Raw genomic sequence first — 11,985 nt, 5'->3', positions numbered from 1 at the left:
ACCAACCTACCGAAACCCACGTCGGCAAGCCGTCAGTGCTCGATGGTGATCTTCTCGATCACGACGTCGGCGAGCGGACGGTCCGCCGGGCCGGTCGAGGTGCGCGCGATCGTGTCGACGACGTTGCGCGACTCCTGGTCGGCCACCTCGCCGAAGATCGTGTGCCGGAAGTTCAGGTGGGTGGTCGGCGCGACCGTGATGAAGAACTGCGAGCCGTTGGTGCCCGGCCCGGCGTTCGCCATGGCCAGCAGGTACGGCTTGCTGAACTGCAGCTCCGGGTGGAACTCGTCGCCGAACTTGTAGCCGGGGCCGCCGCGGCCGGTGCCGGTCGGGTCGCCGCCCTGGATCATGAAGCCGTCGATGACCCGGTGGAAGATCGAACCGTCGTAGAAGGGGCCGGAGTTCGTGCCCGCCGCGTTCGGCTGGGTGTACTCCTTGGTGCCTTCCGCCAGCCCGACGAAGTTCGCGACCGTCTTGGGCGCGTGGTCGGGGAGCAGGTTGAGGTGGATGTCACCCTGGTTGGTGTGCAGCGTAGCTTTCACGTACCTCATCGTGCCATCTGCGGGCGGGCGGCAGGAAAAAGGGGCACGATAGGTTACGGGTAACAGAGCAGTGTCAAAACGAATGATGAGGTGAAGCCCATGTCCCGGGCGACAGCCCAGGCCGTCGAGACCGCCGACAAACTCGTCACCGAGGGTGTCAAGCAGGGGCGGCGCGCGCAGAAGAAGCTCGCGAAGAAGACGGAACTGACCCGCAAGGAGCTCAAGAAGAGCTCGAAGGCCGCTCGCCAGGAGGCGCTCGCGCGCCTGTCCGAGCTGCGCAAGCCGGGTCGCAAGGCGAAGAAGGCCGCCATCAAGGCCGCGAAGGCGGCCGGCGAGTCGAAGCGCCGCGGCAAGAAGGACTTCAAGGCGGCGAAGAAGGACTTCTACGCCGCGCTGTCCGAGGCCAAGTCGGCCGCCAAGGGCACCCGCAGCCGTCGCAAGTGGCCGTGGCTGCTCGGCCTGGTCGTGGTCGGCGCGGGGGCCGCCTACGCCCTCCGCTCGAAGCAGGAGCCGCCGGTCGCGCCCGCGCCGCCGAAGGCCACCCCGCCTGCGCCGAAGCCCGCCGAAGCGGCGAAGCCGGCCCCGCAGGCGAACGGCAAGGCGCCGTCCGCGACGCCCGCCGAAAAGAAGAACTGAACACGACGCGAAGAGGCCCCCGGGGGTGCACCGGGGGCCTCTTCAGTCGTGCGTGGGGTCCGCTCAGACAGCGGCGGCGTGCTTGTCGATCAGCTGGCCGAGACGCGGCAGCGCCTCCTCGACGTTCTTCTTGCCGTTCGGGCGCAGCTTCGAGTAGACCTTCTTGATGCTGTCGCGGCTGCTCTTCTCCGCGCGCGAGTCGGTGACGCTCAGCAGCGCGTCGGAAGCCTCGTCCGAGCGGCTGGACAGGTAGGCGCCGAAGTCGTTGCCGCCCTGGGCGCGGTAGTCGCCGTAGAACGGCTCGAGCGCGGAGGCGAAGTCCGGCAGCAGCGTGTCGACGGCCGCGGGGATGATGCCCGGCTTGATCTTCTTGACCGCGGCGAAGCCGGTCTTGACAACGGCACCCGAAACGCCGCCCTTGTCCGAGACCTCGGCGTCGACGAGGGTCTCGAAGTCGGTCACGACCGCCGGGCGACGGCTGGAGTCGAGCAGGATTTCCTTGAGGGTGTCAGCCACGAATCTTGTCCTTTGTCCTTGCAGAGTTGGTGCCCCGCCCCGGGGTGGGGGTCCCCGGTGGCTGCGGTGCGCGAGTCCACGAAGCCTGCGCGTGACGCACAGCGTAATACAAGATCAACATCACTCACCCGTGTGGAGCCCGCTACCTAGAGCTTCAGGGCAGCGATAGCCTTCTTCGCCACTGTGCGTGCCTTGACGCTTTGCTTCTGGTTGGTCGTCACCACGACGGCTGATGCCCCTTTCGCGACGGCGTAAACGGCGCCGTCGTCGGAGGACAGGTAGCCGCCCTTCCAGCCGGAAGGGTCGGACGCCGGGTTGGACGAGTCGATCGGCGCCGCCTTGTTGACCAGCGCCGTCGCCGTTTTCGCGTCCCCGACGTACACCCGCACGGTGAGCTGGATCTTCCCGTCCGGGCGGTAGAAGAAGCACGCCGGGTGCGGCTGGTCGGCGGACACGCGCACCTTCGAGACGTGCTGGCCGTTCGCCTCGGCCACGACCTCGCTGCCGAGGTACGGGCAGTCCTCGGTCGCGCCCGGCTGCGGGTCCGGGGGCAGCTCGGCGCCCGCGGCGGCGGACGCGGACGGCGGGCTGGGAGCCGCGGTGCCGGACACGATGGTGGCGCTGCAGCCGGCCAGCAGGACCACGGCGGGCGCGAGAAGTACGAGTCGTCGCATAGCGCGCACAGTCAACCATGAAGCGTGTGTGAAAACTGCTGGCTGACGTCGCCGTGACCACCCGACGTGCGACGATGGCCCCGTGCTCACCCCGGAGCAGTACCTCGGCGCGATGGCCGAGCGCATCCAGCGGGCCGGCGGCCGGCTGAACACCGTCCAGATCGGCCCCGCGACGGCGGTCGTCGGGCTGTTCACCGAGTCGGTGCTGCTTTCGACGATGAACTACTGCGTGGTCGCGGCCGCCGTTCCCGAGGTCAGCGCGGCCGCGCTGTACGACTTCACCGGCCGCGCCACCCAGCACGCCCGCGCGAACCTGGTCGGCACCATGGGCTGGACGGCGGCGTCCGTCGTCATCGCCGGACTGGTCGGTGGCCGCGTGTACCCGGACGCCGCGCAGGCCGCGTCGGCGAAGTCGGGCAACCAGTTCGGCGGCGAGACGCGGATGGTCGCGGTGGACCTCTCGGCCGGGCAGCTGTACGCGTTCGTCGGCGGCAAGTTCTGGGGTGCCGCGGTCCAGGGCTCGGTCAACGCCAAGATGACGTACTGCTTCCCGCAGCCCGCCGAGGTCTATCAGCAGGTGCAGTGGCAGCAGGCCCAGCAACAGCAGCAGGCTCAGCACCCGATGCCGCCGCCGGCGCCGCAGGTGCCGCCTCCGCCGTACGTCGGCCCGGCCGGTCCCCAGCCGCCGGTCTACCCACCGCCGGGACATCCGCCGCAGCAGGGCCCGTACGGTTACTGACATGGTGGAGTTGCGTGGCTGGCCGTCGTTCCCCGAAGAACTTCCCGTGTTCACGCCGGAAACGGCGCCGCCGGACCCGCAAGCGCTCTTCCTGGAGTGGCTGACCGAAGCCGGGGAGCACGTGCTGGCCCCGCACGCCGTCACACTGTCCACAGTGGACGCCGATGGCGCGCCCGACGCGCGCGTGGTGATCCTCAAGGACGTCGGGCCCGGTGGCTGGGCGGTCGCGACCAGTTCCGAAAGCCCCAAGGGCCTGCAGCTGCGCAAGGATCCGCGCGCCGCGTTGACGTTCTTCTGGCCCGGCCGCGGCCGCCAGGTCCGGCTGCGCGGCCCGGTCTCCCCCGCCGCGCCCGAGGTGTCCGCGGCGGACTTCCTGGCCCGGCCGCCGGCGTCCCGCGTCGAGGCGTTCATCGGGCACCAGTCCCAGGTGCTGCACGATCCCGCGGACCTCGACGCGGCGGCCGCGGAAGCCCGGCGCTGGGTCGAAGAGAACCCGGACGTGGCCCCGGAAACGTGGACGCGCTACCTCGTGGACCCGGACGACGTCGAGTTCTGGCAGGCGAGCCACGACCGGCGGCACGTGCGGCTGCGGTACCGGAAGTCCGGCGGCGGGTGGGTTCGCGAGCGCCTCTGGCCGTGACCGGCCCCGTTCGGGGGTATGCGGGTTCCGCGCCGCTGTGCGCATGATGCACCCATGCGCTCGAAGATCCTGACCGCCGGGCTGGTCCTGGCGCTGACCGCCGCACTCGGGGGTGTGGCCGCGGCCGACGCGCGTCCTGGGGGACGACCGAAGCTGACGGACCCGCATCCGTGCCCGGGACAACCGGGGTTCACCTGCTCGATCCTGACCGTGCCGCTCGACCACACCGGCCGGGTGCCGGGCACGCTCGACCTGCCCGTGGCGACCGCGGACAACGTGACCGCGCCCAAGGGCGTGCTGCTGTTCCTCACCGGCGGTCCCGGGCAGGGCGGCGTCGGCGCGATCACGCGGATCGCCACGCAACGGCTGCCGGAAGTCGCGAAGGACTACCGGTTCGTCATGCTCGACCAGCGCGGCACCGGGCCGTCGGGCGCGCTGAAGTGTCCTGGCCTGCAGGCGCAGATGGGCAGTTCGGACATCGCGACGCCGTCACCCGATGCGGTGAAGGAATGCGCGCGCATCCTCGGCGACACGGCACCGCTGTACTCGACCGACCAGACCGTCGCGGACTTCGACCGGCTCCGGCAGGCGCTGGGCGTGCCGAAGATGGTGGTCGACGGCGTCTCGTACGGCTCCTTCACGGCGGCGCGGTACGCGATCGCGCACCCGCACAACGTCAGCAAGGTCGTCCTCGACTCGGTGCTGCCACACCACGCGACGGCGTCGGCGTCGCTGTACCTGACGGGGTTGACGGCGGAAGCACGCGTGCTGCGCGCGGCCTGCACGGTGGCCCCGGCCTGCGGCTACGACCCGGCCGAGGACCTGGCGTGGGTGGTCCGCCACCGCAGCGCGGCCGACGGGGTGCGGATCTTCGACACGATCGTCACGTACGAGTTCGTCGACCCGACCTACCGCGCCCCGGCGGCGGGCGACATCATCGGCGCCCTCCACGAAGCCCGCGGCAGAGCCCCGGCGCAGCTGGACGAGCTGCTGGAGGCGTACAAGTCCGGCGGCGACGACCCGGCGTCGTTCAGCTCCGGCCTCCACGCGGCGACGCTGTGCGCGGACCAGCGCTTCCCGTGGGGCTCGGCGGCCACCCCGATCGCGTTCCGGCAACCCCTGCTGTCGCTGACCGCGCACACGCTGCCAGCGAGCGCTACCTGGCCGTACACGACGGAGGTCGCGACGCGGCAGGGGTTCATCCAGAGCTGCCTGCCGTGGCCGGCGGAACGTCCCGCCTCGAACCCGGCCGGCCCGCTGCCGGACGTCCCGGTGCTGCTGCTCAACGGCGACCGCGACCTTTCGACGCCGTTGGAATGGGCGCGGGAGGAAGCGGCACAGGCCCCGCGCGGCAAGCTCGTGATCGTGCCGGGCGCGTCGCACTCGATCCAGAACCGCGAACGCGGCCACGCGGGGCGGGACGCGGTGATCAGCTTCCTGCGGTGAGGGAAGCGAAGACCGCGTCCCGCACTTCGGCATCGGAGGGTGTCTCTCGCCGTTGTTCGGCGGCGAGCTCGGCGAGGGACACCATGGTGACGTCGGCGAGACCGCACGCGACGAAGCGCTGGAAGGCCGCCATGTCCGGGTCCACGTTGAGCGCGAAGCCGTGGCTGGTGACACCCCGGCGGATCCGCATGCCGATCGAAGCGACCTTCCGGTGGTCCGGCGTCCAGACGCCGGCCAGGCTGGACGCCCCCTTCGGCGTCTCCCTCCGGACGGCGGGAAAGCCGAGCTTGTCGAGGGCGTCCACCAGGCCGTTTTCCAGCCACCGCACGATGTCGACGGGACCGCGCGCCTTGACGTCGACGACGAGATAACCGACCAGCTGCCCGGGCCCGTGGTAGGTGGCGAACCCACCGCGGTCGACCTGGACCGCCGGCAGGCCGGCGGGCAGGTCTTCGGGCTTGGTACGCGGGCCGTAGGTGACGATCGGCGGGTGGCTCAGCAGGAAGAGCCGGTCCTCGGCCAAGCCCTGCTGACGTTCTTCCACCCACGTGTCCATGTCGGCGAGAGCTTGGTGGTAGCCGACCTCACCGAGGTCGACCCGCTTGATCGGCCATCCCACGGTTCGAGGCTACGCCGGCGCTTCCGTCCACGTGACCGGCAAGGCGTGGACGCCGTAGATGTTCATGTCGGTCCGCAGCTTCACCTCGCCGGCCGGGACGGCCAGCGCCAGGGTCGGGAAGCGGCGCAGCAGGCCGCCGAAGCCGGCGCGCATTTCGATGCGGGCCAGCTGCTGCCCGAGGCACTGGTGGATGCCGTGGCCGAAGGACAGCAGGCCGCGGGCGTTGCGGCGGATGTCGAGCGTGTCCGGGTCGGCGAAGCGTCGCGGGTCGTGGTTGGCCGCCAGCAGCGAGACGACGACGGTCGAGCCCTTGGCGATCGTTTCCCCGCCGAGCTCGAGGTCCTCGGTGGCGTACCGGAAGAAGATGTCGGCCACGGACAGGTAGCGCAGCAGTTCTTCCACGGCCCCGGGCAGCAGTTCCGGATCGGCGCGCAGTTCGGCGCACTGCCCGGGGTGTTCCAGCAGCGCGAACGTGCCCAGCGCCAGCATGTTGGCGGTGGTCTCGTGCCCGGCGAGCAGCAGCAGGAACGCGGCGCCGGTCAGTTCCTCGATGCTCAGGTCGTCGTGGCGGGCGAGGTCGGACAGGATGTCCTCGCCCGGCTCGGCGCGCTTGCTCGTGACCAGTTCGGCGAGGTAGGTGTTGAGCGCGATGTACGCGCCCATCTTCTCCTCGAGCGGCTGCTCCCGGACCATGAACTGGGCGGAGTCGGCCTGGAACTTCTCGCGGTCCGCGTAGGGCACGCCGAGCAGTTCGCAGATCACCAGCGAGGGCACCGGGAGCGCGAACTCCTTGACCAGGTCGACCGGCGGGGCCAGCCGTGCCAGGTGGTCCAGCTGCCGCTCGACTACGTCGGCGATGTGCTCTTCGAGCTGCTTCATGCGCTTGACGGTGAAAGCGCCGGTGAGCCGCTTGCGCAGCCGGCTGTGGTCCGGCGGGTCCATCGCGACGAACATGCCCGGGATCGGCGGCGACGGCTCGGTGGCGGCGGGCATCCCCGTCTCGTACGGCACGTGGATGACGTCGAGGTCCAGCCGGGAGCTGAACCGCGTGTCGGCCATCAGCTGCCGGACCTCTTCGTAGCCGGTGACGAGCCAGCCCTCGTGACCGTCGGGAAAGACCAGCGGGCTGACCGGGCGAGCCTCGCGCAGCCGGGTGATCTCGCGCGGCGGGTCGAAGGGGCCCGCGTCGCGTTCCATGGGGAGTCCGTGCGGGATGTCGACCTGGCTCATCGGGTTTCCTTTCGTGGTGGCTGTGCCGATCACGATCACCGGCGGGGCTGACATGGCGCTGACACGCCTCGGACACCACCGGTCGTGGCAAGATCGGCCGCGTGCGGATCGGGATCCTGGGGCCCTTCGAAGTGCGGCTGGACGACGGCGTGCTCGCCGACGTGCCGGGCGCCCGGTTGCGGGCGCTGCTGGTCGCCCTCGCGCTCGAACCGGGTCAGGTGGTCCCGAAAGCGACGCTCGTCGACTGGATCTGGGGCGAGCGTCCGCCCGCCGAAGCGGCGAACGCCCTGCAGCGCTTGGTTTCCCGGCTGAGGAAGGCGTTGCCCGAAGGATCGGTCGACAGCACGCCGAACGGCTACCGGCTGCTGGTGGCGCCCGACGCCGTCGACGCCGTGCGGTTCGAACGCCTCGTCGGCGAGGCCCGTCAGGACCCACGTCAGCTGCGGGAAGCGCTGGCCCTGTGGCGCGGCGCGGCCATGCAGGACGTCGAGCTGCCGGAGAGCCCGGCGTTCGGCGCGGCGGTCACCCGGCTCGAGGGCCTGCGTCTGGCCGCGCTGGAGGACCGGTTCGACGAGGAGGTCCGGCTCGGCCGCGGCGCGGAGCTGGTCACCGAACTGACCGACCTGGTGGCCGCGAATCCGCTGCGGGAGCGGCTGGTCGGCGCGTTGATGCGGGCCCTCGTCGCGAGCGGGCGCGACACCGAGGCGCTGCTCGCGTACGAACGCACCAGGGAAACGCTGGCCGACACCCTGGGCGTCGACCCGTCGCCCGAGCTGTCCGGGCTGCACGTCGCGCTGCTGCGTGGCGAGCTGGGACGGCGTGAGGAGACCCGGAAGACCAACCTGCGGGCCGAGCTGACCAGCTTCGTCGGCAAGGACAACGACGTCGCCGCGGTCCGCGAGCTCGTCGCCGGGCACCGGCTCACCACCCTGATCGGGCCGGGCGGTTCGGGAAAGACCCGGCTGGCCACGGAAACCGCGCGCACCGTGCTCGGCGAGCTGCCGGACGGCGCCTGGGTTGTGGAACTCGCGGCCATCGGCGCCGAAGGTGACCCCGCGCAGGCGACGCTCTCCGCCCTCGGCCTGCGGGACGTCCTGCTCGGCGACGGACCGGACGCGGAGCCGGCGGACCGGGTCGTCGCCGCGCTCCGCGAGCGGGAAACGCTTCTGGTCCTGGACAACTGCGAGCACGTGATCGAGGCCGCGGCGGAGTTCGCCCACCGCGTCCTCGGCGAATGCCGGCGGCTGCGGGTCCTCGCGACGAGCCGGGAGCCCCTCGGCATCACCGGCGAGGCGCTGTGGCCGGTCGCGCCGCTGGTCCTGCCCGGGGAGAACGCCGACTTCGCCGAGATCGAGGCCGCGCCGGCCGTCCGGCTGCTGCGCGACCGGGCCGGCGCCGTGCGCAAGGACCTCGCGAACGACGTCCAGACGTCGTCGACCCTGGCGCGCATCTGCCGCGCGCTGGACGGCATGCCCCTGGCCATCGAGCTGGCCGCGGCCCGGCTGCGGACGATGTCCCTCGAGCAGCTCGCCAACCGGCTCGACGACCGGTTCCGCCTGCTGACCGGCGGAAGCCGGACCGCGCTGCCGCGGCACCGGACGCTGCGCGCGGTGATCGACTGGAGCTGGGAACTGCTCGCCGACGACGAACGAGCGGTGCTGCGCCGGCTGTCGGTGTTCTCCGGTGGCGCGAGCCTGGAAGCGGCCGAACACGTCTGCGGCGGCGACGCGGTCGAAGACGTGCTCACGGCGTTGACCGAGAAGTCGCTGGTCGTCGCCGACGGCGAGGAGGCGCCGCGCTACCGCATGCTCGGGACGATCAAGGAGTACGCGGAGCAACGGCTCGCCGAAGCGGGCGAAGCGGATTCGACGCGCCGGGCGCACCTCACGTACTTCACCGAGCTGGCCGAAACCGCCGAGCCACACCTTCGTCGCGCCGAACAGGTGGAATGGCTGGCCACGCTCGAAGCCGAGCACGACAACCTCGCCGCGGCGATGCGCGGGGCGCTCGCAGCGGGCGACGCGCAGGCGGCGATGCGGCTCGCGGCGGGGGCCGGCTGGTACTGGTGGCTGGGCGGGCACAAGTCCGAAGGCATGGAACTGCTCACCGCGGCCACCCGCGCGCCCGGCGAGGTCGGCGACGGGCTCCGCGCGACGGTGTACGCCCTCATCTCGATGTTCGTGGACTCCGGGCCGGGCGATGAACAGCAGTCCGCGGAATGGATCCACCAGGCGTACCGCTTCAGCCGGAACGTCGAGGGCGGGCACCCGGCGCTGGGGCTGGTCGTCGCGATGGAACGCCTTTTGCGGGAACCGGAAGCGGCGTTGTCGGCGTTCGAACCGGCGCTGGAAGACGAGGATCCCTGGGTCCGCGCACTGGCCCGGCTGCAGCTCGGCAAGATGCGGGTCCTGTCCGGCCAGGGCAGCCGGGAGGCCGAGGAGTACCTCGAGACGGCGTTGGCGGAGTTCCGCGCGATCGGCGAGCGCTTCGGGATCTCGTTCGCGCTCGCCGAGCTGGCCGACCTGATCGCCAGCCGCGGTGAGTTCGCCGGAGCGTGTGAACACCTGGAACACGCGATCGCGGCCGTGAGCGAGATCGGCGCCGTCGACGACGTGATCCGGATGCGGTCGCGCCAGGCGCAGCACTATCGGCTGCTGGGCGACAAGGACTCGAGCGCGGCCGCCATCGCCGAGGCGAAGCGGCGCGCGGAAGGCGTCACCTGGCCGGGCACGTTGGCCGTGCTCGCCCTGGCGAAGGCGGAACTCGCCCGCTGGGACGGCGACGCGGAGGAAGCACGCCGGCAGATCGGGGTGATGAAGGCCGTGCTGGGGAACCAGGCGGAGCAGCCGCACCTCCGCTCGACCACCCTGATTCTGCGGGGTTACCTCACCGAAGACCTCGGCGAGGCTCGTGAACTCCGCCTGGCCGCGTGTGAAGCGGCGGCCGAGACCGGCCACACCGCCGTGATCGCGGACGCCTTGGTCGGCGTCGCGGATTTGGCTCTGCGGCAAGAGGAGTACGAGCAAGCCGCCCGGCTGCTCGCGGCGAGCGCCGAAGTGCGCGGCCTGCCGGATCTGTCCAAACCGGACGCCGCGCGGATCGAGGAGACCACGCGACGTCGCCTCGGTGACACGCGGTTCACCGAGGCGACGCGGGAAGGTGCGCAGGCGAGCTGGCGCGAGCTGATCGCGGTCACGCTCGCTTCTTGAAGGTGGCGGACGCCCACAGGTAACCGACGACGGCGATGCCGGCGCACCACGCGACCGCGGCGATCGCGTAGCCGGTCGACGGGGTGCCGTTCAGCAACCCGCGCACGGTTTCGATGATGGGCGTGAACGGCTGGTACTCGGCGAACTGCCGGAGCCCCTGCCCCATCTTGTCCGCCGGAGCGATGGCGCTGCTGAAGAACGGCAACATGACCAGCGGCACGGTGGCGAGACCCGCCGTCTCAACGGATTTCGCGGCCAGTCCCAAGGCGATCGTCAGCCAGCCGGCCGCGACGGCGAGCAGGACGACGATGCCGGCCACGCCGAGCCAGTCGAGGAAACTCGCCGACGGGCTGAACCCCAGCAGGAAAGCGACGCCGACGAGAGCGGCGATGGCGACGAGGTTGGTGAGCACGCTGGCGACGACGTGCCCGGTCAGCACCGCGCCGCGGGAGACGTCCATGACCTTGAAGCGGTTGATGATGCCCTTGGTCATGTCGGAGTTCACCGACGTCGCGGTGGCGCCGAGGCCGTAGCAGACGGCCAGCAGCATCAGGCCCGGCGTCGCGTAGTCGACGTAGCTGACACCGACGTCGAAAGCGTCTCCGAGCATGTAGACGAACATCAGCATGATCACGATCGGCATGAGGACCGCGTTGAACACCGACGTCGGGTTCCGGGCGATGTGCTTGAAGTTGCGCCGCAGCATCACGATCGAGGGAGACTTCATTTCGCGAGCACCTCCGTGGTGTGGCCCGTGAGGGCGAGGAAAACGTCGTCGAGGTCGGGGGTGTGGACGGACAGTTCGCCGGCGGTGATCGAGTACTCGTCGAGCCGGTCGAGCAGGGACCGCAGGGATTTCGTGCCGCCGTCACCGGGAACGCGCAGGACCATGGCGTCGTCATCCCGGGTGGAGTCGGTGAGCACGCGCGCGGCGGCGTCGAGCTCGGCGGCGGTGGTGAAGCGCAGCCGGACGTGGGTGCCGGGGATCTGCCGCTTGAGCTCGTCGGGGGTGCCCTGTGCGACCAGGCGGCCCTGGTCGAGGACGGCGATCCGGTCGGCGAGCTGGTCGGCTTCCTCGAGGTACTGGGTGGTGAGGAAGATGGTCACGCCGTCGGCGACGAGCTCACGGATGATCGTCCACATCGTGCGGCGGCTGCGCGGGTCGAGGCCGGTGGTCGGCTCGTCGAGGAAGATGATCCGCGGGTCGCCGACGAGGGTCATGGCCAGGTCGAGCTTCCGCCGCATCCCGCCGGAGTAGGTCGACGCGGGTTTGCGCGCCGCCTCGGTCAGGTCGAAGCGTTCCAGCAGCTCGGCGACGGTCTTCTTGCTGCCGCCGGTCAGGTCGACCATGAGCTGGAGGTTCTCCTGCCCGGTCAGCAGCTCGTCGACGGCCGCGAACTGCCCGGTGACACCGATGGCCGCCCGCACGGCCTTGGCCTCGGTCGCGACGTCATGCCCGGCGACGCGGACGGTCCCGCCATCGGCGCCGACCAGCGTGGTCAGGACGTTCACGGTGGTGGTCTTGCCGGCCCCGTTGGGGCCGAGCAGGGAGAAGATGGTGCCCGCACGAACATCGAGATCGATGCCGTCGAGCACGACTTTGTCTTGGTAGGCCTTCCGCAAGCCGGAGGCCGTGATCGCCAGGTCTGTCATGGGAACCACTGTGCTCAGCGGCCCTGACACAGACCTGACCCTGCCCTGACACGGTACCTGCCCCAAACGAAACCCGGCTGA

The 11,985-nt window shown here is 70.9% G+C and carries 12 protein-coding genes; 5 read left to right on the top strand and 7 right to left on the bottom strand.

The window, feature by feature from the left end:
* Positions 1-32: 32 nt before the first annotated feature.
* The gene (locus AB0G28_RS06870) at positions 33-551 is read right to left on the bottom strand and encodes a peptidylprolyl isomerase (protein ID WP_361083814.1); all 519 of its coding nucleotides are present in this window, start codon (positions 549-551) and stop codon (positions 33-35) included.
* A gap of 90 nt (positions 552-641) precedes the next feature.
* Between AB0G28_RS06870 and AB0G28_RS06865 the strand changes: the two genes are divergently transcribed.
* Positions 642-1,178, top strand: a complete 537-nt coding sequence (locus tag AB0G28_RS06865) for a hypothetical protein (RefSeq protein WP_361083812.1) — start codon at positions 642-644, stop codon at positions 1,176-1,178.
* 63 nt (positions 1,179-1,241) lie between these two features.
* On the opposite strand, the gene AB0G28_RS06860 is transcribed toward AB0G28_RS06865, so the two are convergent.
* Positions 1,242-1,694 (bottom strand): hypothetical protein, encoded by a 453-nt coding sequence (locus AB0G28_RS06860; RefSeq protein ID WP_361083809.1) that lies wholly within the window; start codon positions 1,692-1,694, stop codon positions 1,242-1,244.
* 146 nt (positions 1,695-1,840) lie between these two features.
* Complete coding sequence (locus AB0G28_RS06855) at positions 1,841-2,368, bottom strand: DUF2020 domain-containing protein (protein WP_361083806.1); 528 nt, start codon at positions 2,366-2,368, stop codon at positions 1,841-1,843.
* Positions 2,369-2,450: 82 nt separating this feature from the next.
* Here AB0G28_RS06855 and AB0G28_RS06850 point away from each other — a divergent pair, with 82 nt between their 5' ends.
* From AB0G28_RS06850 to AB0G28_RS06840, 3 genes are read left to right on the top strand one after another with little or no spacing between them, the layout of a single operon-like run.
* Positions 2,451-3,107: a hypothetical protein gene (locus tag AB0G28_RS06850; protein WP_361083803.1), complete on the top strand. Its 657-nt coding sequence runs from the start codon at positions 2,451-2,453 to the stop codon at positions 3,105-3,107.
* Between the two features lies 1 nt (position 3,108).
* Positions 3,109-3,747, top strand: coding sequence for a pyridoxal 5'-phosphate synthase (locus tag AB0G28_RS06845; RefSeq protein WP_361083800.1), 639 nt, complete (start codon positions 3,109-3,111; stop codon positions 3,745-3,747).
* A 54-nt stretch (positions 3,748-3,801) separates the two neighbouring features.
* On the top strand, positions 3,802-5,193 hold the full coding sequence (locus AB0G28_RS06840) for an alpha/beta fold hydrolase (protein WP_361083797.1): 1,392 nt from the start codon (positions 3,802-3,804) through the stop codon (positions 5,191-5,193).
* On the opposite strand, the gene lipB is transcribed toward AB0G28_RS06840, so the two are convergent.
* Together lipB and AB0G28_RS06830 are read right to left on the bottom strand one after the other, a co-directional pair.
* On the bottom strand, positions 5,177-5,812 hold the full coding sequence (lipB, locus tag AB0G28_RS06835) for a lipoyl(octanoyl) transferase LipB (RefSeq protein WP_361083794.1): 636 nt from the start codon (positions 5,810-5,812) through the stop codon (positions 5,177-5,179). The genes AB0G28_RS06840 and lipB overlap by 17 nt on opposite strands.
* 9 nt (positions 5,813-5,821) lie before the next feature.
* The gene (locus AB0G28_RS06830) at positions 5,822-7,042 is read right to left on the bottom strand and encodes a cytochrome P450 (RefSeq protein WP_361083791.1); all 1,221 of its coding nucleotides are present in this window, start codon (positions 7,040-7,042) and stop codon (positions 5,822-5,824) included.
* Positions 7,043-7,143: 101 nt separating this feature from the next.
* On the opposite strand from AB0G28_RS06830, the gene AB0G28_RS06825 reads away from it, so the two are divergent.
* Complete coding sequence (locus AB0G28_RS06825; RefSeq protein WP_361083788.1) at positions 7,144-10,251, top strand: BTAD domain-containing putative transcriptional regulator; 3,108 nt, start codon at positions 7,144-7,146, stop codon at positions 10,249-10,251.
* Here the strand turns inward: AB0G28_RS06825 and AB0G28_RS06820 are convergent.
* Together AB0G28_RS06820 and AB0G28_RS06815 are read right to left on the bottom strand one after the other, a co-directional pair.
* On the bottom strand, positions 10,235-10,978 hold the full coding sequence (locus tag AB0G28_RS06820) for an ABC transporter permease (protein WP_361083785.1): 744 nt from the start codon (positions 10,976-10,978) through the stop codon (positions 10,235-10,237). The genes AB0G28_RS06825 and AB0G28_RS06820 overlap by 17 nt on opposite strands.
* Positions 10,975-11,904 carry an ATP-binding cassette domain-containing protein gene (locus AB0G28_RS06815; protein ID WP_361083782.1) on the bottom strand — a complete coding sequence of 310 codons (930 nt, stop codon included), beginning with the start codon at positions 11,902-11,904 and terminating at the stop codon, positions 10,975-10,977. The genes AB0G28_RS06820 and AB0G28_RS06815 overlap by 4 nt, the downstream gene beginning before the upstream one ends.
* Positions 11,905-11,985: the final 81 nt, after the last annotated feature.

It is taken from the genome of Amycolatopsis sp. NPDC021455, from assembly GCF_040640995.1.
Classification (GTDB): domain Bacteria; phylum Actinomycetota; class Actinomycetes; order Mycobacteriales; family Pseudonocardiaceae; genus Amycolatopsis.
This window is presented reverse-complemented; position numbering and strand designations above follow the sequence as displayed.